The 23,929-nt window shown below is 33.4% G+C and carries 20 protein-coding genes; 6 read left to right on the forward strand and 14 right to left on the reverse strand.

The genetic code is table 11. The annotated features are described in order from the left end of the window. Positions 1-129: 129 nt before the first annotated feature. The 4 genes from AB8B65_RS14385 to AB8B65_RS14400 all read right to left on the reverse strand — a co-directional run bounded on the left by AB8B65_RS14385 (position 130) and on the right by AB8B65_RS14400 (position 4,073). A complete protein-coding gene (locus AB8B65_RS14385; RefSeq protein ID WP_405301870.1) occupies positions 130-1,620 on the reverse strand; it encodes a hypothetical protein in 1,491 nt (496 codons plus the stop codon). A 206-nt stretch (positions 1,621-1,826) separates the two neighbouring features. Continuing rightward, entirely contained in the window at positions 1,827-2,333 is a 507-nt protein-coding gene (locus AB8B65_RS14390) for an endonuclease V (protein ID WP_405301872.1), read from the reverse strand. 102 nt (positions 2,334-2,435) lie between these two features. Beyond that, positions 2,436-2,714, reverse strand: a complete 279-nt coding sequence (locus tag AB8B65_RS14395) for a hypothetical protein (protein ID WP_405301874.1) — start codon at positions 2,712-2,714, stop codon at positions 2,436-2,438. A gap of 27 nt (positions 2,715-2,741) precedes the next feature. After that, entirely contained in the window at positions 2,742-4,073 is a 1,332-nt protein-coding gene (locus AB8B65_RS14400; protein WP_405301876.1) for an alkaline phosphatase D family protein, read from the reverse strand. Positions 4,074-4,176: 103 nt separating this feature from the next. Between AB8B65_RS14400 and AB8B65_RS14405 the strand changes: the two genes are divergently transcribed. Together AB8B65_RS14405 and AB8B65_RS14410 are read left to right on the forward strand one after the other, a co-directional pair. Beyond that, positions 4,177-4,653 (forward strand): STM3941 family protein, encoded by a 477-nt coding sequence (locus tag AB8B65_RS14405; protein ID WP_405301877.1) that lies wholly within the window; start codon positions 4,177-4,179, stop codon positions 4,651-4,653. Continuing rightward, complete coding sequence (locus AB8B65_RS14410) at positions 4,650-5,435, forward strand: hypothetical protein (RefSeq protein ID WP_405301879.1); 786 nt, start codon at positions 4,650-4,652, stop codon at positions 5,433-5,435. Before AB8B65_RS14405 ends, AB8B65_RS14410 begins: the two co-directional genes overlap by 4 nt. A gap of 135 nt (positions 5,436-5,570) precedes the next feature. On the opposite strand, the gene AB8B65_RS14415 is transcribed toward AB8B65_RS14410, so the two are convergent. Then, on the reverse strand, positions 5,571-5,747 hold the full coding sequence (locus AB8B65_RS14415) for a hypothetical protein (protein WP_405301882.1): 177 nt from the start codon (positions 5,745-5,747) through the stop codon (positions 5,571-5,573). 509 nt (positions 5,748-6,256) lie between these two features. After that, positions 6,257-8,122, reverse strand: a complete 1,866-nt coding sequence (locus AB8B65_RS14420; RefSeq protein WP_405301884.1) for a peptidase domain-containing ABC transporter — start codon at positions 8,120-8,122, stop codon at positions 6,257-6,259. A 445-nt stretch (positions 8,123-8,567) separates the two neighbouring features. Between AB8B65_RS14420 and AB8B65_RS14425 the strand changes: the two genes are divergently transcribed. The 3 genes from AB8B65_RS14425 (at position 8,568) to AB8B65_RS14435 (ending at position 12,875) form a co-directional block, all read left to right on the forward strand. Continuing rightward, the gene (locus AB8B65_RS14425) at positions 8,568-10,307 is read left to right on the forward strand and encodes a helix-turn-helix domain-containing protein (RefSeq protein WP_405301886.1); all 1,740 of its coding nucleotides are present in this window, start codon (positions 8,568-8,570) and stop codon (positions 10,305-10,307) included. 116 nt (positions 10,308-10,423) lie between these two features. Continuing rightward, positions 10,424-10,618, forward strand: a complete 195-nt coding sequence (locus AB8B65_RS14430; protein WP_405301887.1) for a hypothetical protein — start codon at positions 10,424-10,426, stop codon at positions 10,616-10,618. Positions 10,619-10,688: 70 nt separating this feature from the next. After that, entirely contained in the window at positions 10,689-12,875 is a 2,187-nt protein-coding gene (locus AB8B65_RS14435) for a prolyl oligopeptidase family serine peptidase (RefSeq protein WP_405301889.1), read from the forward strand. A 1,404-nt stretch (positions 12,876-14,279) separates the two neighbouring features. Here AB8B65_RS14435 and AB8B65_RS14440 read toward each other — a convergent pair. Then, positions 14,280-15,986 (reverse strand): hypothetical protein, encoded by a 1,707-nt coding sequence (locus AB8B65_RS14440; RefSeq protein ID WP_405301891.1) that lies wholly within the window; start codon positions 15,984-15,986, stop codon positions 14,280-14,282. Between the two features lie 156 nt (positions 15,987-16,142). Between AB8B65_RS14440 and AB8B65_RS14445 the strand changes: the two genes are divergently transcribed. Beyond that, positions 16,143-17,549 (forward strand): rhodanese-like domain-containing protein, encoded by a 1,407-nt coding sequence (locus tag AB8B65_RS14445; protein WP_405301893.1) that lies wholly within the window; start codon positions 16,143-16,145, stop codon positions 17,547-17,549. 228 nt (positions 17,550-17,777) lie between these two features. Here AB8B65_RS14445 and AB8B65_RS14450 read toward each other — a convergent pair whose 3' ends face one another. The 7 genes from AB8B65_RS14450 to AB8B65_RS14480 form a co-directional block, all read right to left on the reverse strand. Then, a complete protein-coding gene (locus AB8B65_RS14450; RefSeq protein ID WP_405301895.1) occupies positions 17,778-18,620 on the reverse strand; it encodes a M57 family metalloprotease in 843 nt (280 codons plus the stop codon). A 222-nt stretch (positions 18,621-18,842) separates the two neighbouring features. Beyond that, positions 18,843-19,118 (reverse strand): ATP-dependent Clp protease adaptor ClpS, encoded by a 276-nt coding sequence (locus AB8B65_RS14455; protein WP_405301896.1) that lies wholly within the window; start codon positions 19,116-19,118, stop codon positions 18,843-18,845. A 13-nt stretch (positions 19,119-19,131) separates the two neighbouring features. Further along, complete coding sequence (gene prmA / locus AB8B65_RS14460; RefSeq protein WP_405301898.1) at positions 19,132-19,968, reverse strand: 50S ribosomal protein L11 methyltransferase; 837 nt, start codon at positions 19,966-19,968, stop codon at positions 19,132-19,134. A gap of 1 nt (position 19,969) precedes the next feature. Continuing rightward, positions 19,970-20,719, reverse strand: a complete 750-nt coding sequence (tpiA, locus tag AB8B65_RS14465) for a triose-phosphate isomerase (protein WP_405301900.1) — start codon at positions 20,717-20,719, stop codon at positions 19,970-19,972. Between the two features lie 219 nt (positions 20,720-20,938). After that, the gene (locus AB8B65_RS14470) at positions 20,939-21,511 is read right to left on the reverse strand and encodes a murein L,D-transpeptidase family protein (RefSeq protein WP_405301902.1); all 573 of its coding nucleotides are present in this window, start codon (positions 21,509-21,511) and stop codon (positions 20,939-20,941) included. A 104-nt stretch (positions 21,512-21,615) separates the two neighbouring features. Beyond that, positions 21,616-22,323: a hypothetical protein gene (locus tag AB8B65_RS14475; protein WP_405301904.1), complete on the reverse strand. Its 708-nt coding sequence runs from the start codon at positions 22,321-22,323 to the stop codon at positions 21,616-21,618. 4 nt (positions 22,324-22,327) lie between these two features. Continuing rightward, positions 22,328-23,929 (reverse strand): thrombospondin type 3 repeat-containing protein (locus tag AB8B65_RS14480; RefSeq protein ID WP_405301906.1); only part of this gene is annotated, 1,602 nt, incomplete at its 5' end.

A 23,929-nucleotide genomic window follows, 5' to 3' on the forward strand; every position in this document is an offset into this window, starting at 1 on the left:
GGTATTGACAATCTGATAAATTGTATTAAAAAAATAAAAAGAGAATCCTTTGCCCTAAGGATTCTCTTTTTATTTGGAGCATTTTCAATAAAAATAAATACTGATATTATTCTTTCTAAAATGTAAACACTATTTCTTTTCCTTATTAAAAAAAGTATTTTGGAAATCTTGTACTTTCATTTGATTTATCTCATCTTTTGTTGCCCCTTTTTCTTGTTCTAAGTATCCGTTAAATACATGACTTATATAAAGTGGAGATTTATATTGAGGTGTTCCTTGTTTCGTAAAACTTTGTGCACTGTGGCATGAAAAACAGTTTGTTAAGTTATCCGCTGCAATACTAGATAAGCTCGGCATAAACGTTTGTGTATATGTTTCCATTGAAATATTAGCAGAATTTAATGAACCTCTTGCAGATGAACCTGGAGTAGCAGCTCCAATACCGCTACCCAAACTATTTATCAATGCAGTTTGTTCTGTAGGAGTAAGTCCGTCTGTATTAATCCAAATAGAACCTGTATATGCATAGTTATTCCAAACATCCGTTAAATTTTTAGCTACACAACTATCAATGCTTTCAATATTGTTGAAGTTTTGAGGTTCCGATTGGCTCGTTGCCATGAAATTTGTTTTTGGATCGCTTCCAGAAATTCTTGGAACACCATTTTTAAAAAGTGTATATGCTTCACTTTCTAAAGTAGGTGCAGCGCCTCCATATGGCCATTGAATTCCATCAATAGTTGAAACACTTCCTGCTTTAAATAATAATTTATCAGTATCCGTACTTGCTGTTCCTTTTGTCCAATCAAACGCTGGCGCCAAATTGTTATGCTCAAAAGTAGCCCAAATAAACTCAGGATGATTTTCAACAACGCCTACAACATGCATTCCTAAAAGTGCCACTTCTGTAGTAACTCCATCAATATTAGCATTGGTTGTATAATAATTAGGTAAATCTGCTTGTGGAATTGCAGTTGTTGGAATCCATGATGTTTTTAACTCAAACGATCCTACAGGAAATGCCTGCGCATTATTATGATCTAAGGTACCATCTGCTATTTGTGAAGCATACGTTAAAGCTGCCTCATTCATTGTGTCGTTCATATAAATAGCATAATAAACCGTTTCTGAATTTCCGCTATTAAAGTTAGGATTTGATCTCAAAATACCTAATGATCCTGCTTGTTGTTCTTCCGTTATAGAAAGTGCTAAGGTTGCTCCACTCGGAATCGTTACAGGGTTCATAAACGGATCTACCTGCTTAATACTTGCATCTCTTAAAAATAATGGTGTCTTATTAGTGTCTGGTACTGTTAGCCATAAAAATTTTTGCCATGACCATTGATGAAAGATACAATTTGTTGTTGAACTAGCCGCAAATGGACTATTGGCACCTTCTGCCGGAGCAGGTGTTTGTGTATGTGGAAACCAAGTAGTTTCGCAATCGCAAGTAGAAGCTGAAGTATCTGCTTCCGCTAAGTCGTAATTGACTTCCGCTTCGGCTTTTATTTTTGTGGTTTCTGCGTCTTTTTTCTTATCGTCTTTCTTTTTTTCATCGCAAGAATTTAGCAATAAAAAAGCAACGCATAGTAGTGCAGTAGTTTTTAATAAAGTCTTCATTTTATTTAGGTGTTAATTTGGTTGGTGTAAAGCTAATTTTAATTATTATTCAAATTTCATAAAAAAAGTATGAATAGTTTAGCGTATAAATACTCGTTTTTATAAACCAAGCATTAATTATGAACCCTAAAGTTAAGAAAAAAAGCGTTCAGAAGAAATATAAACAACCCTGTAAATAATTGATTTACAGAGTAAAATATTTTAGACTATTCCATTTCAGTGCGAGAAACCGCATCTACTTGTTTTAAAATTGTTGGCATGCGATATTCACCGTGAAGTAATTTTATCTTTTCTAATACCGTTTCTTTAGCAATTCCGATGCAAGACACAAATAATGGACTTTCACTTGTACCACGTTTTATGGGTGTTGCCACTTTTTCAGTATGGATAAACGATTTTTTGGCAATTCCGATAATAGGCACTTTTTTATCAAGCGCTTCCCAAACATATCCGCCTAAACCATATTTTTTATCATTAGCTACAAAAACATGTCCATCTACAATAACAGCTTCTAAAGTAGTTATGTCTACTTGTTCAAGTATTTTTAGAATACAAGGCAATTCGCGTTTATAGAATTCTCCCGAAACATACGGCGCTACTTCTGTAATCTTTGCTGTGTAAATGTGTTTTGGAGTTTCATCAGACCAATTAAACACCACACAAACAGCTTTTGCATAAGTTTCTTTGTAGTGAATGTCAATAGCGGCTATCATAGGTGAGAATTATCGCGTAAAGCTATAAAATATAAAGAAACCCGCCAATTTTTAGATTGACAGGTTTCTTGTTGTAGAAAAATTTCTTATTTGCGATATTCTTTATCGTAAATCGTCAGGAACATGATACATATTACTCTTCGTAATAATGCGTAATAACTTATGCGATTCTGTATCGACTTTTACAGAAGTATGCGCACCTCTTCCATCAGGAAGTTTGTAATCAAAATCAACAGAATATTCATTTTTCAATTCCGGATATGTTTCTAAAAGTATTTCATTATCCGTTTTTGAGACACTAATTTTAAAATAATTATGACTAAATAAGTTTAATTTTTTTAAAGCTTTTGTGGCTTTGGCTATAATTTTGTCATCCGTCATATTTTTAAATATTTCATCAAAAACTATTTACCTCTTCTTTCGCGGATATCTCAAATCATTCGCCTTTATCTCGTAATCAAAAGCTTTGTTTCCGTCAGCATCATAAATTGTGAGTACCAATACACGTTCTCTTCGTTTTCCTGTTACTTCCATAATTCCGAAGTTACGCTTGTAAAATGTTTTGTCTTTTACTTGCAATGTATTGCCTTCGTCTCTTGCCGAATGTGTCCCAGCTGTCAAAGGAGAACAGGTAATATCTATTAACGGATACGCGTCTGTACGTTCCAATTTTGAAATCTCGGTATGATGTCTGTCTCCACTTATAAAAAATACACCTTCAATTTTAGCATCGTGCAAGCGTTTTAGCAATGCTGCTTTTTCCGTTGGATACGTTTCATAGTTTTCAAACTTAGCCACATCACTAATTACTTGTCCGCCATTAATTATTACTTTAAAAGGCGCTCTACTTTTGGTTAAAGCATCAATCAACCAATCGAGTTGTTGCGTTCCTAAATAGGCTTTATCAGGATTTGGATCTCTATTTGGTGCTCTGTGATACCGATCGTCAAGCATAAAAAATTCCACATCATTCCATGCAAAATGTTGTGCTACTCCTCCATTTCCAGAAGCGTTTGTGTTTAAATTCCCCCAATAATCGTTAAAAACTTTTTCCGTTATTTTCTTATTCACATAACTACGATCTGCATCATTTGGTCCAAAATCATGATCGTCCCAAGTGGCATAATTATGAACACTTCCCAACAAAGCTTGCATTTCTTTAGTAGCGCGTGTATGTCTATACCGATGACGAATTCCCGTATTGGTCATAAAATCAGGCGTTCGCAAATACATATTATCACCAACCCACAACATTAAATCTGGATCTTTTTTAAGGATAGATTCAAAAATTTGATATTTATCACCGTACGGTTTTGGTCGATCGTCTTTCTTTTCATTAATAAAACTACATGAACCTAGAGCTATTTTAAAATTTGGCGGATCGGTTCGGAATTGCCACAATGCTTGCGTTTGGAATTCTAACTTATAATCGCGCGGAACATACACCTCATTAATGTACAATTTGTACGTGTATATTGTACCATATTCTACTTCATTTGGTGTTAACTTGGCAATAAAATCCCCTGCTTTACTCGTTTGCACTGTTTCTGTAAACTTTTCAGTTTCATTTTTTGCAAAATATCCAATTTTCACATCAGCAGGTTCTGTTGTTTGCACCCAAATTAATGCTTCTCTAAAATCAGAGTATCCAACCATCGGACCTGATTGTAACAGATTTTGTTGTGCAAAAGTCACAAATACACATAAAGTGCAAAGAAGTATACTAAAATTCTTTTTCATAAATATCATTTCTATTTAATTACAAATTTCAGCATAAAATTACGCAACTAGATTCATTTTAGGTTACAAATTATACATACTTTTAAGAATTGAACTAATACTAATGAAAACTCCATTACTTTTTTATAGAGATGCGAAACGTAGAAATAGAGAATTGTTTTTCTCGGTGCTTATCATTTTAATTTCAGTTGTAGCAATACTTTTTTGGTCTTCCATATTTGTATATATCTTTTTCGGATTGTTCACTTTCGTGGGATGTTACTTATTGAATGTTTATGCAAAAAACAAACCTTCAGTTATCGTAGACAAACGCGGAATTACAAGTACTGCAAATGGTGTGGGAATGATTTCTTGGGAATTTATAACGGATTTTACACTAAAAGATGGAATCAATTTTGAAGCATTGGTCATTTTACTAAACGATGAAGCAGCTTTTTTTAAAGACAAAAGTAATATTGTAAAACGTTTGATGAAGTCAAACAGACAACGTTTTGGAAGTCCTGTCATCATTCCCGCAACGGAATTCCATTTGCCACTTTCAGAAGCAATAGAAATGATCAAAAATTATAGAAACTCATGAAAAAACTACTACAACTATGCTGCTTTTTTAGTACTATAATTGCTGTTGCGTGCAACTGTGATCCGCTAAGTATTACACAGAAATATATCCAATCTGATTTTGTTGCAAAGGTGACAATTGTAAAAATTTATCCCAACGAAAAAAATAGAGAATTGTATAAAGCTGATATTAAAATTCATACGCTTTACAAAGGCAAGCAACTAAAGTCAATTTATATTGCTGGAAATAATGGCGGAACGGGATCGTCTTGTAGTATTTTTATTCCTGAAAATACCAAACTAATTGCGTATGCTCGTAAAAGAGTTGATGGAAAGTATACCATTGGAATGTGTTCTGGCTTGATGTATTTGGATTATTCAGCAACATACCGAAAGAAAACAAGGAAAACGGCAAAAGGTATGAAACGGCAACGAAAAGAATTGGCAATCTTACAACTGTTTAAAGAGAAAAACATCGTACGAACAGATAAGAAGTCATACTTCACGAAACCAAAATTGGCCCACTATTTAAGCAAATTTAAAGGAATACAGCTGAGCAAATCGGCTGCTTTTTTTGAGGTTACGTTTGCATCAAATCTAACTGTAAAATCTGTGCAACTGATTGATGGTTTTGAACATCCTATTGACGAAGAACTCTTAGAAATTTTAAAAGAAAGTTTCTGGACAACGCATCACAAAGGTGAAAACAACAAAGTCCCTGAAAATAGCAAACTGTTAGTTGGTATTTATTATTACGAAGCTGAAGACAAATTTCAGAGCTTTCTGAGTCATTGGTATGTTTAACTTCTCAGCAAAAAAAGACTTATCATCACAAAAATGACAATGCCTGCTTTAGCGTTCAAAGAAAAATTTAAGAACCTGTTGTGTATTTTAAAAATAAAAATAGTACGCAGAAAAATTATTTCTACGTACATAAATTTAAAATCCTCCTCCAAGTGCTATACAATTCTGAATACACGCATCACGATTGGCTTCTCGTTTGAATGAATTGTAACAATCGTCAATACAATGCCAAACACAAAATTCACCTCCATAAATAAACCTTTGTTCTGTTTTGTTTAAAGTTGTTCCTAAATTTGAAATTTTTTTTAACATAATTGTTTTTTTTTAAAGTTAATAATATATTGATTATAGTTAAAATCAGTAACAATTAATAATTAATTACCTTCTTTTATTTACATTAAAACCTTACTTTTTAAATTAAAAATAAGCCAGTGTATAGCTAAATTTGAAGAAGATCAGCATCAACTTCTCAGCAAAAAAAGACTTATCATCACAAAAATGACAATGCCTGCTATAGCGGTTAAAAATCCTGAGATGAATCCTTTTAAATATACTAGTTTCTTTTGATTCATAATTTGTGTATTCACAAGTTAAAAAGGCAAAGTGATACGTAAAAGAGTACCACTTTGCCAGCCTAAAAATAATCATAGGTTCCCCTAACCTAAAAAAATTGGAGAGACACACATTTTGCAATAGTCCAGTATTCCCAGTTAACCAGACTATAAAAATTAAAAACTTAATGAAAAAAATTAGTGCATCCTGTGTAATCTCTCGTCCCCATTTATCTTTTGTCAACTAACTACGTAAACAAATTTTCTTTTTCATGATATATAATTTATGGGTTCTGGTGTCTTTAGAATTTTTTCCCAAAAGTCACTGTAAAAATTAGGCGTTTTTAATAATGTTTTATGATTTCCATGCGCTTTCGTTTCTCCTTCTTGCATCACATAAATTTCATCGGCAATTTGCTTTAAATGGTGTAAATGATGTGAGATGAAAATGATGGTAATTTTCGATTTTAATTGTTCTAATAATTTAAAAACAAACAACTCTGTTTTTTTATCCATTGTTGCGGTAAATTCGTCCAAAATCAACAATTGTGGTTTTTTGTATAGTACACGAATCAGCGCCAATACTTGCTTTTGTCCGTTCGATAAATTCATGCCGCCTTTACCTAACATGGTTGCATATCCTTTTGGCAAACTTTGAATAAAATCTTCAAAACCGTATTCTGTAATAAATGAATCTACATTTTGAAGCGTATCTTCTTCGCCCAATACAATATTGTCAAATACTGTGTTTGGAAAAACAGGCACTTGTTGCGGAATGACACCAATGATATTGCGCCAATCTTTGGTCAATACTTGTTGTAATGGAATTTCTTTATTGACAATAATTTCTCCGTTGGAATGTGTATAAAACTTCTGAATAATTTGTCCTAGCGTACTCTTTCCACAACCACTTTCGCCCACAATGGCAATGCATTGTTTTTTGGAAATTTCAATATTGATATTGGTAAGCACTTGTTTCTTGTCTGAAAAACCAAAAGAAACATTTTTAATCTCTAATGATTCAAACCTTGTCAATGGCGTTTTCCCTGTGTCTTCTTCTTTTAATGCTGTAAACTCGTGCATTCTGTCAAAGGCAACTTTTGCTTCATTGATTGGAATGGCAACCAAAGCCAAACTCGCTACAGATGGTAATAATGAACTTGCAATGCATAAAATGGCTGTCAATTCGCCAATAAGCATTACACCGCTATACACTTGAAACGATGTGTATACCAAAACGCCCATTAAAAATAATACGCCAAATACGCTTGAAAATAGCGACAATCGCACATTTATTTTTCCAAGTTGAAATACTTTATCTTGAAAATCGCCATACATACGTTGATTCAGTTTTTGAAAAACACCTTGTCGGTTCGTATTTTTTATGATCGATATATTTTGTAATGAATTTATGTAATTACTTTCATTGTCGGTACAACTGCGCATTACTGCTGTTTGTGCTTTGATGATTTTTGTATTAAAAGCATACATTAATAAGAAATAAAATGGCAGACTTATAGATGCTATCAATCCAATTTGCCAAGAATAGTAAAATAAAAAGCCAAGCGAAGCGATAGCAATAAGTGTGTGAATGACTACGTTTCCAATAACGACTTTAATTACATTTTGAATGCGTTGCGTATCGTTGAATCGAGCGACCAATTCACCAATCTTTCGTGTGTCAAAGAACGGTTTAGGCAAACTCAACAACGAACTGTAAAATCGGTCAATAATACGATTGTTTACATTTTTACTTTGCGAAATCAGAAATTGATCGCGAATCGTTGTAAAATATACCTTTATCAATAAAAGAACTGTAACAATGCTCATACTAAAAATAAGCATTTTGGTGTCTTTAGATGGTAGAATCACATCAATAAGTTGTTGCGCAAACACCGCAATGCTCATTCCTAAAATAGCAATACAAATTCCCAATAAAATGCTATACCGAATCGTTTTATGATCGGGTTTTATGATATTTAAAAACCACTTTTTTCGTAATTCGTGGCGTTTATTAAAATTTTCGGAGGTTTCATCAATTGTGAGTGACTGAATTATTTGGTATATAATGCCAAAAGCCAAAATCAAGATCGCTAGGATCAAAAAATAGATAATATTATCGTTTGTTAATTTCATCTTTTGGTGATTAAAAGTTTATGAATTTATCTTTTTACCATAATTTGAACTGATTTTGTAAATTTTGTTGATTCGCTACTAGTCGTTTTGGTAGGACAACTAGTAGCACGTTAATCAACAACCATACTTTTAAAAAGTACTCGTCAATCTAAATATTTACAAACTGAACATTTCGTAAAGAAATCGGCTAAACTCTAGTTCATGTTATATCAGAAATAAATAATTTAGATCTTCTTTTGAAGCTTTTGTTATGAGAAAACTTCATTGCTTTTAAATCGCTTTATCGTTTTTCGTTACTGTAAATGTAAGACCAAAATTTACCTAAAAACAAGAGAAGCTATTCACGATTTATAAATCTTTCACAAATTTTTATAAAAAAAGAGTAACTTAGTTGTGTTAAAAAACGTACGCTACTATGTGCGTATATACCATATATTAACTATCCATGATTTGTAAAGAAAAAACAAACTCAACAGTACTATTAATCATAGTGTTACATTTTTTTTGCGCTACTGTATTTGCACAATATATAGCGGTTAAAAAAGAGGCTGTTACTACTGAACATGATAGTTATACTGCCAAAAAAAAGGCTAAAAAACTTCACGATTTAAAAGATGCATTAGAAAACGTAAAACAAAATGGAAATACTTTTGAAATCGCAGAAGCGTATGCAAATCTCTCTGAATTTTATCTACATCCATTAGATTCTTTGTCTTTAAAATATAGCGACAGTATCATCTTTATTACGAAAGATGTAAAAAACAATGAACTGTTTCCCGCAAAAGGATACAATCAAAAAGGAAGGTATTATTATATCGTTGGTAAATACAAATTAGCACTTGATAATTTTACAACTGGCTTAGCGTACACAAAAGAAAACACATTACTTTACGAAACAATTAATTTTCATATTGGTCTCATAAAAAATACGATTCAACGTCATACAGAATCTAAAGACATCTTTAAACAGTACAAAAAATTTCTGGAAACGAACGGATACAAAAAAACAGCTGTTAAATATAATAGAGCTTTATTTGGACTTTCGCATTCGTATACCTATACAAAAGAGTTTGATTCTGCTTCGTATTATATTAACAAAGGCATAAAAAATAGCATTGCAGGAAAAGATACTATAGGATATAACTATTTTTTACTAAACGCTGGAATCAATTCCTATTTTAAAAAGGAATATGAAATTGCCCATGATAGTTTGACCAAAATAAAAAACCTATTAGAGAATGATGAAAGTAACAATCAGATAATTTCATTGGCATTTGCGCATTTATTTCTCGGAAAAACGAACAAAGCGCTAAACAAAAATAGTATTGAAAATTTTGTGAAAGTTGATACGATATTGGAAATAACCAAAGATGTCATGCCCGAATTGTTAGAAACCTATGGTTATATTACAGACTATTATATAGCTAGTGGCGATAAAGATAAAGTGAATCACTATTTGTCACAAGAATTAAAATTTCGTAAAATATCTCAAGAAAATTATGAATACTTAGTAAAAGATATTGTAACAAATTATGACAATAAAATTCTTGAAAAGAAACGTGACAAACTCATTCAAGAAATTAAAGATAGAGACAATCTAATAATTGTTGTATTGCTCTCTTTACTATTAGCGTTTGCTGGCGCGATGTACTATTTCTTCCGAAAACAAGTAATTCACAAGAAACGTTTCCATAAATTACTAGAAGCACAGGAAAAGAAAAAAGAACGCCTTGCACAAGAAAAAACACAAGAAGTTGTAGCAGTTGCAAAAGAAAAACCAACTCCTACCGAAAGTGCTATTAAAGAATTACCCGAAGATTTGGTGAATGATATTTTAACAAAACTGGAAAAGTTTGAAGCGACAGATAAGTTTGTAAAGAAAAAATACACCTTACCACAATTGGCAAAAGAACTCAATACAAACGGTTCCTATTTGTCTAAAGTAATTAATGAAACAAAGCAAGTAAACTTTTCTAACTATTTAAATCAACTACGTATTGAATATGCAATAGAGCGCATTACAAACGATTCGCGTTTTAGAGAATATACCATAAAAGCCATTGCCGAAGAGTGCGGATTTAAGACACAACAGTCGTTTTCGGCAGCTTTTTACAAGAAAACAGGTATAAAACCTTCATTTTTTATACGACAGCTAAAAAACAAAATTAAAAATTTAAAACACTGATAAACAGCTAATTAATAAAATATTAGTTGCTTAAAATTTATAAATATTGTGTAATTTCATTTGCTTTTCACCTAATTAAGTTCATACATTTGAGTATAACATTAAAACGAAAAGGAATGAGAAACCAAACCAAATCCCTAAACAAATTGCTATTATCAAAAGTTAAAATAGCGAAAGTGAGCGAGCAACAAATGATTTTAGGTGGTCACAATCGAAGTAAAAGAGGGCAATCAAAAACAGGAAACTCAACGCAAAATGCAGTTGGGCAAATTCAAGTAGTACGTCAACAAGATGAGATTGTATTTATGTAAAATCAAATTAGAGTGCTAAGAGTGTACAAGTCCTTTACCAAGATTTGTACACTTATTAATTTTTAATATTATGATAAAAAAATTGCTGGGTATTATTTGTATCCTACTTGTAGGTTGTTCAAAAGAGCATTCGTTTCAACGAACTGTTCCTACAGATATTCAAAACAATACTAGCGAAATATACCATGGAAAAGAAATTGTAGACGTATTTAGACCGTTGGAAAACATGAAAGATTCCACCATTCTAAATTGGTACAAAAAAGAAGCGCAGTACGCACAAAATATACTTCAAAACATTACTGGTCGCGAGTTGTTTCAAACACAAACAAATGATACAAACATTTCCATTTCGGAACTTACTTATACAAACAACGACCAGCTTTACTACCTAAAAAAAACGGCAAACGAAACTACTGCCAAACTCTATTGTAGATACAAAATTCAAGGAAAAGAAATTCTAATTTTTAATCCTGAAAACTATCAATCAAAAACAGATAAAACGTATTATATCAACTATTTTAATCCGAGTTGGGACAATAGCAAAATAGTGATCAGTCTGTCTAAAGACGACGAAGAAATCTCTGAAATAATCATTCTAGACACAAAAACAAAGAAAAAATATCCACAAGTCATTCAAAATACATGGCCAGCAGCATTGGGCGGTGTTCGTTGGTTGGCTGATAATAGTGGCTTTTTTTATGAACATGTTCCTGAAATCAACAGCGATTCTGAAGATTATTTAAAAAATATAGAAACCGTTTTATATACAATTGGAAATAATCCAAAAAAACGAAATGTCTACTTTTCCAAAAAGAATAATCCTGAAATACAGATGAATTCGGGCGATTTCCCAGAAATCATGTTTCAAAGCCCAACGGACAACTATCTATTCAGTAATGTGTCTGGCGCAAGCGCTTATTACAAATATTATTATACCGAATACAACAATATATACAATAAAAAAATAGACTGGAAACCGTTATTTTCTCAAGAAGATAAAGTGCCTTTTTTCTATGTGGTTGCAGATGAAATCTATTTTTTAACGGCTCGGAATGCATCAAACTTTAAAATATGCAAAACGTCTTTAAAAAATCCTGATGTGCAAAATCCAACAGTTTTAGTCGCAGAAGATCCAAAAGAGACCATTTCTGACTTTGTAATAACTAAACAAGGATTATTTTATGTAAAAACGAAAAATGGAATTGCTTCCAAACTCTACAAATTAGAAGGCACAACCAGTACGGAAATTTCAATTCCAAAACCTGCAGGCGCCATTTACTTATTTTCCAAAGGCGCAGATTATGATGATTTATGGGTTGAAATTTATGGTTGGACAACCCATAAAGTGCGTTACAAATACAACTCACAGCAACATACATTTACAGAAGAAAATATGTACCCCAAAAAGTCCCATACAAATTATGACGACATTGTTGTGGAAGAAATAGAAATTCCTTCGCATGATGGCGTTTTAATTCCGCTTTCGCTGATTTACCATAAAAACATTCAAAAAAACGGGAACAATCCTGTATTAATTTACGGCTACGGAACCTATGCTTTTTCGCTTACGCCAGAAGTAAATCCGTTGATGATGCAATGGATTGATAAAGGCGGAATTTACGCTGTAACACACGTACGCGGCGGTGGAGAAAAAGGCGACACATGGCACAAAGCAGGATTTAAAAAGACAAAACCAAATACTTGGAAAGATTTTATTGCCTGTACAGAATATTTAATTGCTGAAAAATATACCAAGCCAGAAAAAATTGCAGCATGGAGTTCAAGCGCAGGCGGAATTTTAATTGGACGTGTTATTACAGAACGTCCCGAGTTATATGCCGCAGCCATTATACGCGTTGGAACGCTAAATACCTTACGTTCAGAAAATACACCGAATGGACTCAATGGAATTAAAGAATACGGCACTGTAAAAGATGCCAAAGAATTTCAATATTTACTGGAAATGGACGCGTATCAACATATAAAAAAAGGAGCTAAATATCCTGCATTATTGCTAACAGCAGGAATGAATGACACACGCGTTCCGGCATGGCAACCTGGTAAATTTGCTGCAAAAATGATTGAAGCCACAACGGCTAACAAACCCATTATATTAAATGTCGACTTTAAAAGCGGACATGGTTTTGATGCAAGTGACGAAAAACGCAGTACCGAATTACAAGACATATTGTCGTTTGCATTTTGGCAAACGGGTCACAAAAATTTTACACTAAAAGAAAACGTATTTACGAATTAAAGATGGCTATTTTTATTTTTTGAAATTAAAATACGCGTATTTTTACTAACTCAATCCAATAGAAAAGCTAGATGGAAACGTCTGGTTTTTCGCTTTTAAAAGAAAGCTATTTTTTTAATACGTAAAACAATGATGTATCGAGTTTAGGCTTGCATGTATCGTTAAAGATGATGAAGTGTATTAAGCGAGGAATATAATTACAAATAGGTACCAATAAAAAAAAGAATCCTTAGGGCAAAGGATTCTTTTTTTTATATTTAAAACAATTTATCAGATTGTTAACATTTCAATACTTAATTCTAACACTACAAATATACTTTAGTATCCATTTTGTAAGACATAAAGTCGATGAAAACATAATTATATGTAGATAAATGGTCAAAATAGCTCGTTAAACTAAAAAACAGAAAAGAAAAAGTATCTGTTTAAAAAAGTTTAAAACAAAAAAAAGAACTTTTCGGGCCACAAAAAGTTCTTTATTTTTTTACAATTTACCAGATTGTAATTATCGTAATACTAAATATTTAAAGCAAATATACTGGGATCATTTACATACATTTCCAAAAGTCGATCAGTTACAGTTATAGTATAGACGAATGACGATATTTTGGCGACAAGCGTGTGCTTGACTAATATACACTTCAAGGAATCAATTAGTAAGATACTGATTTTAAGTAATTAGTAGATTCTATTGAAAATATACTTGTCATTTTTGTCATACATTCCTAATTATAAAGAAACGAAAATACGTTTTACTAAAAGGAATACTTATTTAATACACAAAGATACTTTACAGTCGTTTTAAGGAAAAAACAGAGCACTATCACCTAGTACATGCAAATCAAATTAAACACTTTTAAAACTATTATAAAAGATGAAAGGAACGTTCCCCAACGTTCCTTTCTGTTTGTAGAATAATAAACCTCAATAAATACTCATTGAAACTTGATCGAATGTAGCAAAACTTAGGCTGGAAACCATAAAATAGTGTATAAGCGTAGAAAAATAAAAATAAGCGTTAAATTTTGTGTAGAAAAACAAAAAAGGAGCGTCCCCCAACACTCCTTTTTGCATAAGAAATATATTCTTCTAACGGACTTACAATTTTAAAGTTGTAAATTTTATTAAAGAATAAATAACCTAAAAAACCTGTTGTAAACATAGACAAAGTACGTGTATCATAAAAGAAACTGTACCCGTAATTTATAAATTACGTGCAAATGACATACAAGCTAACTTTTTGATTTACAAATTATAAGAACTCGTATTTCACGGAATTGTTGGCTGAAAAATGAATTTTATAGAAATCTGTTTTTTTCCATAATTTGTCGGTAAAAATTACTTTTCAAACTTAAATTTGACGTTCTAAAGATGTTTTTTTTAAGTCCAATTTACTAAAAAGCCCTACAAAAGTTCACTTTCTGTCAAACCATTTTTGATCGTTTTTCGGACAATTCTATATACTTTTCGTTGTCCTAAAACACGAAAAGCGAAGGTGTAAAATCTACTTTTTGAAAGCGATTTTACGATAGCACGAATTCGTTTTTGAATGGGTTTTTTATATGTTTTATCAAAAGTTTCCATATTGAATTTTGGATACTCAGGATATACCAAATTTGCATCTTCACCATAGTTTTCTGTATCGTATTCTTTTTTGATAGCATGCAATACACGCATATCTGGAATAATTGGAAAATAGGTAGGCACTTTGTTTAAATCGTCTTTATCACTGTATGAAAAACGGTTTTTAGCTGCTGCTGTAACTTCCGAACCAAATCGCTTGACACTATTTTTATTTTCTACCGCAAAATAATAGCGTAAAAACGACTGACAATTTTTTCTACCTAAGTGAAAATCGTGTTTGCGAAACGATTCATCCAAAAAACCACCAAAACCACTCAAAGGCGCAGAAGCCAAATCTTTCTTAGCGCGTGTTAAACCATTAGCAACTGGATATTTTCGTTTTGGCGCCACCAAAAATTTAGTCCGATTGCTTAACGACAAGGCTTCCAAAATTCCATCTTGATTGAACATGACTTGGTTTCGCAAAGCTTTAAACATTCCTTTGGCAATAGAAATAATATCGCGTTTGCTATCGTACGGATCTAAATCGTGGTCTTGATTTGGAAACGGATCCACCATAATAATAGCGTAATTATCGTCTTCACGAATGGTTTCGTTCTTTTCAATCAACACTTTCATGCAAATTCCAAAAGGTTCGTTGTTTATCAATCCGCCATCAACCGAATTAAATTTATAGTCATCGTCATTTTTCAGATCGACACGAATACCTTCACTCCTATCAAATAAATATTTTGGATACCGCGCTACATATTCATGCGCAATTGTAATTTCTCTGGATTTTAATCCAATAGGAAAAGCAGACGTACTTAATGTGGCATTTTTTAAGTAATTTACATGTGCTTCATCTTTTAAATCTAACACAAAATACAACGAATCCTCTTCTTTTGGAATGCCCGAAGTATGATTTTCATTGGCAATTTTATAGCGAAAAAATCCTCCGTGATTCGTAATAACACTTTCGCTATCTTTAAAATCAATATTAAAATTTAACCCACGTAAATTGGTGGTTGTCAATACTAAATCTAAACTTTTAGATACATATTTTGGAAATGCAACATGATCGTTGGTTTTTAGCGCATTGTCTGCAATTGTTTCAATTGGTGTTGTATTTAATAACGATTCTGGATAGGCATCTGCTTTCAAATCATCAACTTTCAACAATTGCATCAAAGAAGTTTCTGTAGTTGTATCTGCCATTTTTACCCAAGATTGATAAAATACATTGTGTGCTCCTTTCGGATTGTCCTTATTTACAAACTGATGGTCTTTATCGAGTAAACTCAACACAGTCAATGTTCCTGTAATTCCTCCCGCGGAAGCGCCACTCAACACTTCCAATTCCACATCATGCATTGGAATAGAATCGTCGTACTCAGGATGATTTTCTCCTAGCGTTTTATTACGGTCTTTGGCTTTTTCCCATAAATGCAACGATTCTAACAAATAATCGATAACACCAGCAGTGTAGGCGCCTGCGGAAACTGCACCAGCCATAGTGATGCATATTTTAAACTTTTTTGTAGGCATATTTCATAGTAATTTCGTGATAAATATAGCATTTTAACACTCCTTTTTTTGTAATAATCGCAAAAATGATGGGTTATTTTTAACAAATTAATACTATGCACGCGTAACATTTGCAATCAGAATGTTTCCTATATTTGTAGTCGCAAAATCATAACAATGAAAATTGAACAAATTTATACTGGCTGTTTAGCGCAAGGTGCATATTATATAGAGTCTAATGGAGAAGCTGCAATAATTGATCCATTACGAGAAACACAAACTTATATTGATAAAGCAAAAGCGAATGACGTAAAGATTAAATATGTTTTTGAAACGCATTTTCATGCAGATTTTGTCTCTGGTCATTTAGATTTGGCAAAAGCAACTGGTGCAACTATTGTTTTTGGTCCAAATGCAACGACCGATTATGATATGTATAGCGCAAAAGATAATGAAGTGTTTTCTATTGGAAATATTTCTATAAAAGCATTACATACGCCTGGTCATACGTTGGAATCTACTACGTATGTATTGCTTGATGAAAACGGAAAAGAACATGCTATTTTTTCTGGCGACACACTATTTTTAGGCGATGTTGGACGACCAGATTTAGCTATTAAATCTGATCTTACAAAAGAAGATTTGGCTGGAATGCTATACGATTCACTTCGCACAAAGATTATGACGTTGCCAGATGATATTATTGTATATCCTGCACATGGCGCTGGTTCTGCTTGCGGAAAAAATTTGAGCAAAGAAACGGTTGGTCTTTTAGGTGAACAAAAGCAAAGTAATTATGCGTTACGCGCAGATATGACCAAAGAAGAATTTATTAAAGAAGTCTTGAACGGAATTGCGCCTCCACCACAATATTTTGCTAAAAATGCTCTTTTAAATAAAGCTGGATACGCTCCTTTTGAAACCATTTTGGAAAAAGGAAACATTGCCTTAACGCCCGAAAGATTTGAAGCACTTGCTAATGAAGAAAACGCGCTTATGTTAGATGTACGTAACCGAAAAGACTTTTTAGGAGCACACATTCCTAATAGTATTTTTATTGGTTTGGATGGAAGTTTTGCTCCTTGGGTTGGTGCATTAATTGCCGATTTACAACAACCAATTGTGCTGATAGTGCCAAAAGGAAAATCGGAGGAAGCTATTACACGACTTTCACGCGTTGGTTTCGACAATACATTAGGCTATTTGGAAGGTGGAATTAAGGCTTGGAAAGCTGCTGGAAAAGAAACAGATCGTATCAATTCTATTTCTGCAAATGAATTTGCCAATCGTTTAGAGAAAAGTAAAATTAATGTACTCGATGTTCGTAAAGATGGCGAATACAAAGCAAAACATATTGAAAACGCACAACATTTTGCACTCGATTATATTGATAAAAATATGAATGAGATTGACCCAAACAAACCGTATCATATTCATTGTGCAGGCGGATATCGTTCTGTAATTGCGGCTTCTATATTAAAAGCACGTGGTTTTCATAAGGTAACTGATGTTTCTGGCGGATTTGCAGCTATTAAAACAACAGCTATTCCTTTAACGGAATTTGTGTGTCCTTCTACACTTTAATTTGAAGTATTAAATGTAATTATAGTACCCTAAGTTTCATTCAAAAATACCTAGCACAGCAGTAAAGATTCAATTGAAACGTATTGTTTTCTCGTGAGCTATGTTCTCGGTATATACAAAATGTACAAATAAAAAAAAGGCGCTTGGTCTAGCGCCTTTTTTGTGTTAAAAATCGCTCGCGATTTTAATTTTTATTATAAATTATTACGTTATGTAATAAGTAGGTTTTTAATATAAGAATCGTAATGCTGTGATGTCGTTACCATTGAATTCCCCATTTTCATTAGTACTAAAACAAGCATTCATTAAAGATGTTGGATCCCATCCTGTAGGTGTTCCTGGGATATGAATTGCTCCAACTCCTGCGCTTCCTTCGTTTGTATTTTGTCCACAACTTTGTCTGCTGAAGTAATCTGAATGACGGAAACCGATAGAGTGTCCAATTTCGTGTCCAATTACATGCTCATGCACATCATTATCATAAATACTGCTATTTAAGCCTGAGTTGATACGAACAAATTGGTTTGGTGCTCCTCCTGAAGGGAAACCTGCAGATCCACCTGCTCCACCTTGTACTTGGAAAACTACCATATCTTTATCTTGCCAGTTTGTTCCATACGTTAATTGGAAACTGATATCTAAGTTTAATCTATTATAGTTATTTACAGCCCATTGAAGTCCAGTACGCATTTTTTGTGTTAATCCGTTTGAATCATTTCCTGTATATCCAATGATTGTGATTACACCATCATTTACTAAATTGTTTGTACGATACTGTTTGCTTGTAATATCTCCACCCAATTGCATATTCATTATTTGGTCAGCTGTCATGAAAATATCTCCTTCCATCATGTAACCTTCTTCAAGTTTACCTCCTGGCTTTTCCATTGATGTTGGTTGCATATCAAATGTGTTGAAGTGCAATGATTGTGCTTTTTGTAATATTTCTTGTGGAATTCCGATGGCTGTGTCTTGCTCCTCGTCTACAGTAGCTGTGTCTTTACTACAAGATGTTAAAGTAAGCCCCATAGCCATTACCGTTAGCAATGCTAAGTTTTTAAATTTTTTCATTTTAGAAGTTTTTTCGGTTAATGTTAATAATTGTTTGGAGCGATTTTTAACACAGTATAAAATTATGAATTTGATTGAATAATTCCTAATGAAATGTTAAAAAGAGTAACAATATTTAAAAAATTAACAGATTATATGCGCTTTGTTAAATATTCAGCAAAAAAATAGACGCCTTAAAAAAAGCGTCTATTGATATGTTATGTATTAAAAGTCTTTTAGTTACTAGATTATTTCAGCAGAAAGTCCAGCTTGTAATAATTTACTACATCTTGGTTTTAAGTCATTATACTCACCAGTCTTCACGGTACATTTTCCTTTGTAATGCACAATTATTGAACATTGTTCTGCTTGTTCGGCAGTATGATCGCATGCGTTGATGAGCGTATTTATAACATGATCAAACGTATTTACGTCATCATTATATAATACAATTTCGTTGTTTTTTTGTATGTCTTCTAGTGTGAGTAATTCTTCTTGAATTTTTTCTTGTGTACTCATATTCAATATTTTACTACGAATTTACAAATTTTAGTGAAACCCAATTGTTTTTTTCGAGTTTGTCTGCATATTTTAACTTGTTTTTCACACATTCTTCCGTAATTAATGGAATATCTTCTGTATAAAAACCGCTTAAAAACAACATTCCATTTTCGCTTAAACAGCTCGCATACTGATGAATATCGCTTAAAAGAATGTTTCTGTTGATGTTTGCAATGATGATATCGTACGTTTTATTTTCCAACAGTGAAACATCGCCTTCATATACAGATATATGGTTACAGTTGTTACGTTCTACGTTTTCGAGCGAATTTAGATAGCACCAATTATCAATATCAATTGCATCTAACGGTTTGGCGCCTTTCATTTCTGCCAAAATTGCCAAAACTCCAGTTCCGCAACCCATATCTAGCACTTTTTTACCTGTAACATCTGTGTTTAAGATGTGCTGCAACATCATGTGTGTGGTTTCGTGATGCCCTGTTCCGAAGCTCATTTTTGGTTCTATGACAATGTCATAAGCAACGGATGGCTTTTCATGAAAAGGTGCGCGTACTACACATTTTCCATCCACTTCAATGGGTTGAAAATTCTTTTCCCATTCTTCATTCCAATTGACTTGCGCTATTTCTTCATATACATAGCTGATGCTGAATTGTTCATTTTTTAGTATTTGAATGTCTTCTAATATGGCATCGTGCCAATCGTCTTTTTGAATGTACGCATTAACGCCATCTACATTTTCCACAAAGCTTTCAAAGCCTGCAAAACCTAGTTCTGCTATTAATATTTCCGTTCCAGGTTGCGCTGGCGATACTTTGAATGTGTAACCTATATATGTTGTAGACATGTTAGAATGCGTTTATGATGGCTACAAAATCAGCCGCTTTTAGAGCTGCACCACCAATTAGTCCACCGTCAACATCTGCTTTTGCAAAAATTTCTGCTGCATTTGCAGGTTTTACACTTCCTCCATATAAGATAGAAAGTTCGGTTGCCGTTTCGCTTCCAAATTTGTCAGCGATCGTTTTACGGATAAACGCGTGCATTTCTTGTGCTTGTTCTGGCGAAGCCGTTTCTCCTGTTCCTATTGCCCAAACTGGTTCATAGGCTAAAATTATATGCTTCCAATCAGCAACATTTAAGTGAAATAAGGCATTTTTTAGTTGATTTTCAACAACTGCAAAATGATTTTCAGCTTTTCTATCTTCCAGTTCTTCTCCAAAACAGAATACTATTTGCATGTCATTTGCCAAAGCTGTATCTACTTTTTTTGCTAATAATGCGTCCGTTTCTCCAAAGTATGCTCTACGCTCACTATGTCCGAGAATTACTGTACTTATACCCACACTTTTTAGCATGCTTGCCGATATTTCTCCTGTGTATGCGCCTTTTGCTTCTTGGTGCATGTTTTGTGCAATTACTTCTGTGTTGTGTTCTTTTAACACATTAAACGCCTGAAAAAGATTTACATACGTAGGTGCTACCATGACATTTACATCAGTATTCGGTACTTGTGCAATTAAGTCATTTAATAATGCTTCCGTTGCCGAAAGATCGTTATTCATTTTCCAGTTTCCTGCAACTATTTTACGTCTCATTTTATTATTTTTTATTGAACCTATTTAATACTTTTAGTGATATATGATCATTTTTTGCGTTGATGAATTCAAAAGATTTGATTTTCCATCTAGATTTTTCAAATGTACTATTTTCTGTAGTTTTGCAACGAATTGTTTATTGTAAATCTTCTAATGACACTTATTTTTAACGACTTACTGTTAAAATAGTGATTCTATATATTACAGAAGTGCTTCATGCTATTTTTGAATGGTGATTTTTGTTTTTTTAGTGATGTATTCATAGATTTCATTGACGTCTTTGTTTTTCATTGAAATACAACCGAGAGTCCAATTTTGTTTTTCATCAATTATGTTGTCCATTCCATCTGGGACACCGTGAATTCCGACTTCGCCACCAATAGTTTCACCATTTTTTATAATGCCATTTGCTTTTCGCTGATTGAATTTTTTCCAAGAACTCGCATTTGGGTAATCAATCCAAATAAATTTTGACCAACTTTTATGCGGATATTTATCTCGCACACCAAATACACCTTCTGGCGTACGCTTGTCTCCTTCTTTTTCTTTGTCATCGATAGGATTTCCGCCAAAAACCACATTATATTCTTTTACTAAAGTATCTGCCGTAAAAATAGAAAGTTTGTAATCGCTTTTATCGATCAGAATCCGAATGGGCGTTCCGCTCGGCAATAATTGTTTTAAGGTCGTTACGGAAACTTTTTCGTTTGTTGTTTTAGCCGTTTGTTGTTTACAAGATTGCAGAAAACTAACTATTCCGACAAGGACAAAAATTATTTTAAAAAATTTCATCTGTTTATTTTTTTATGAATGCTTTCAGATGGAACTCACTCATAATCAAGTTGGTTCATATCAACAGATTGTTATGGCTCATTTCATATCATTGTACAACGAATTTATTCTATGATAAATTGTCTTATTTCCGAATTAGAAATGTTTCCGCTTGGATCTTTTGATTGAATTTTCCAGTAATATACGCCTGTTGTTAAGGTTTCTGTATATGTTTCGGCTGTTAACATATTTGCAACTTCTTGTACTGGCGGATTTACCGTATCTACATATACTGCATATTCTAGGAGTTCAGTTTCGCCATCATCTGGATCATTTCCTTCCCAAGTAAATGCTACGTCAGTTGTTGTAACTGTTGTTCCATTGTCGGGACTTGTCAATGTTGCAGGAAAAGGCAAATAGTTTGAAATGGCGTTGAAAGGCGTTTGAAATTGCCATATGGCACCTGTTACAGAATCGCCTTCGCTATCAGTTGCTTCCACACTCCAAGAATATGAAGTTCCTTTTTCTAAGGTAACACTTGTAGACGTTCCTGTTAGATTTTCTGTAGCAACTACCAAGTTGGTCGTTACATTTCGGAGTGTAAACGTATAATCTAAATTATCATCTTCTACATCTTGAAAGTCATTCCATTGAAAGTTGACGTTGATTTCCGTATCTGATATTTCTTCACCCGTACATACGCCATTGTTATTTGGCGCTATATAACTACTCGCTGTAGGAACATTGTTTTCTGGTTCTGGCGCTGGATCTGAATCTCCTGAACTACAACTTATGATTGCTATTGCGGCTATTAGTCCTAAAAACTTTTTCATCTATTTATTTTTTTATAAGTTTTTGTATGAATGTACTTTCGCTCGTGGCTAGTTGTACAAAATACACACCTGTTTTTAATTCTTGTATGTCTATTTTTTGATTGTTTATTGGTGTTTTAATCGTTTGACTGACAATTAATCTTCCTGATACATCGTATATGCTTACGTTGGCGTTTGCTATTTTTCCAGCATCTAGTAAGCTTATATATATGTAATTGCTACTTGGATTTGGCAACATGACAAAGTTTGCGTCTGAAACTGTTTTTACTGTTTCCAGATATTTCCCTTGACACGCTTTTTCGGTGGTTACCTCAACCGTATTTACTGGTTTACTAAGTTGCTTTGTGAATGTTACCGTCGTATTTTCATCTGGAGCAATTACTGTATGTTCTTCTCCATTAATGAAGATACTGTAGTTTGTTGCGCCTATTAAATCAATCGTGTATTCGTTGCTTCTTGATAATGCTGAATTTGCATGTAATTCTGCTGGATCACCAATTTCTACCGTGAAACATTGTTGGTAGTTTTCGTCTGTGATGCTGAAACATAATTCGTAGGTTCCTGCATCTAGGTTTTGTATCAGTAAATCTTCTGTGAAAGTGTTTACTGCTAAGTTTATTGGCGTTCCGTTACGCGATAAATCTGCCACATAGTTATGTTCTTGAATCGCTTTGATGTCTATTTTTGCATTGTCTAAACTCGCGCAAGTTTCGCTTGTGGTTTGTACAATGTAATTGTCTACAGGTAGCGTAAACGGACAGCCATCAGCTGAAGTTCCGCTGTAGTATGGACAATCGTCGTCGACATCTAGGATTCCATCGTCGTCGTCATCGTCATCACATAAATCACCTAAACCATCTTCGTCGAAGTCTTCTTGATTTGGATTTGCGATTAATGGACAGTTATCATCTACGTTTAAAATTCCGTCATCATCTATATCATCATCACATGCATCGCCCATTCCGTCACCATCTTGATCGGCTTGATCCGTATTTGCTGTGTCTGGACAATTGTCTTGATAGTTGTAAATAGTATCGCCATCCGTATCTTCTACAATACGTGTTTCGGTTTTGTTTGTGATGATTGGTGCATTGAAATCAAAGTAGATTGCAGCACGATTGTCAATGATATCTCCGACTTGCACTGTGCTTTTTGGTTTTACTCTGAATGCAATATATCCGTGACTGTTGGGTTCGTCGGTTGTACTGTCTGGCAAATAGATATCGTTAAAGAAAAACTCTAGTTCTGGGTTATCTCCTGTAACTAAAGCCACCGAATAGTTGTGACTTGCATCGACAGGTTCAAACGTATCCCAATCGATTAAATTACTCATCAAATCAACAATTCGGATATTAACTGCTGGTGACGTTCCTTCATTTTGAAAGCGAATTACGTAGTGTAAATATTCGCCTGCATTTTCAATGAGAACGTGTTCGCCTTCCAAAACCGTTTTATCATTTGGATCATACGAAGAAAGTACTACTTGAAAGATATTGTCTTGATTGTCATTTGGATTGGCATCAGTTGCTAAAGGAGCGCTTCCCGAAAAGGTTAAAATATCACCAATATTATTGGTTGGTGGCGGTAATACATCAAAATACGCAAT

Source organism: Kordia sp. (genome assembly GCF_045105435.1).
In the GTDB taxonomy this organism is placed as follows: domain Bacteria; phylum Bacteroidota; class Bacteroidia; order Flavobacteriales; family Flavobacteriaceae; genus Kordia.

What these genes read in the sequence shown, in the direction of transcription:
- AB8B65_RS14385 (WP_405301870.1), bottom strand. Translation starts at nt 1,620, where the DNA reads ATGAAGACTTTATTAAAAACTACTGCACTACTATGCGTTGCTTTTTTA.
- AB8B65_RS14390 (WP_405301872.1), bottom strand. Translation starts at nt 2,333, where the DNA reads ATGATAGCCGCTATTGACATTCACTACAAAGAAACTTATGCAAAAGCT.
- AB8B65_RS14395 (WP_405301874.1), bottom strand. Translation starts at nt 2,714, where the DNA reads ATGACGGATGACAAAATTATAGCCAAAGCCACAAAAGCTTTAAAAAAA.
- AB8B65_RS14400 (WP_405301876.1), bottom strand. Translation starts at nt 4,073, where the DNA reads ATGAAAAAGAATTTTAGTATACTTCTTTGCACTTTATGTGTATTTGTG.
- AB8B65_RS14405 (WP_405301877.1), top strand. Translation starts at nt 4,177, where the DNA reads ATGAAAACTCCATTACTTTTTTATAGAGATGCGAAACGTAGAAATAGA.
- AB8B65_RS14410 (WP_405301879.1), top strand. Translation starts at nt 4,650, where the DNA reads ATGAAAAAACTACTACAACTATGCTGCTTTTTTAGTACTATAATTGCT.
- AB8B65_RS14415 (WP_405301882.1), bottom strand. Translation starts at nt 5,747, where the DNA reads ATGTTAAAAAAAATTTCAAATTTAGGAACAACTTTAAACAAAACAGAA.
- AB8B65_RS14420 (WP_405301884.1), bottom strand. Translation starts at nt 8,122, where the DNA reads ATGAAATTAACAAACGATAATATTATCTATTTTTTGATCCTAGCGATC.
- AB8B65_RS14425 (WP_405301886.1), top strand. Translation starts at nt 8,568, where the DNA reads ATGATTTGTAAAGAAAAAACAAACTCAACAGTACTATTAATCATAGTG.
- AB8B65_RS14430 (WP_405301887.1), top strand. Translation starts at nt 10,424, where the DNA reads ATGAGAAACCAAACCAAATCCCTAAACAAATTGCTATTATCAAAAGTT.
- AB8B65_RS14435 (WP_405301889.1), top strand. Translation starts at nt 10,689, where the DNA reads ATGATAAAAAAATTGCTGGGTATTATTTGTATCCTACTTGTAGGTTGT.
- AB8B65_RS14440 (WP_405301891.1), bottom strand. Translation starts at nt 15,986, where the DNA reads ATGCCTACAAAAAAGTTTAAAATATGCATCACTATGGCTGGTGCAGTT.
- AB8B65_RS14445 (WP_405301893.1), top strand. Translation starts at nt 16,143, where the DNA reads ATGAAAATTGAACAAATTTATACTGGCTGTTTAGCGCAAGGTGCATAT.
- AB8B65_RS14450 (WP_405301895.1), bottom strand. Translation starts at nt 18,620, where the DNA reads ATGAAAAAATTTAAAAACTTAGCATTGCTAACGGTAATGGCTATGGGG.
- AB8B65_RS14455 (WP_405301896.1), bottom strand. Translation starts at nt 19,118, where the DNA reads ATGAGTACACAAGAAAAAATTCAAGAAGAATTACTCACACTAGAAGAC.
- prmA (WP_405301898.1), bottom strand. Translation starts at nt 19,968, where the DNA reads ATGTCTACAACATATATAGGTTACACATTCAAAGTATCGCCAGCGCAA.
- tpiA (WP_405301900.1), bottom strand. Translation starts at nt 20,719, where the DNA reads ATGAGACGTAAAATAGTTGCAGGAAACTGGAAAATGAATAACGATCTT.
- AB8B65_RS14470 (WP_405301902.1), bottom strand. Translation starts at nt 21,511, where the DNA reads ATGAAATTTTTTAAAATAATTTTTGTCCTTGTCGGAATAGTTAGTTTT.
- AB8B65_RS14475 (WP_405301904.1), bottom strand. Translation starts at nt 22,323, where the DNA reads ATGAAAAAGTTTTTAGGACTAATAGCCGCAATAGCAATCATAAGTTGT.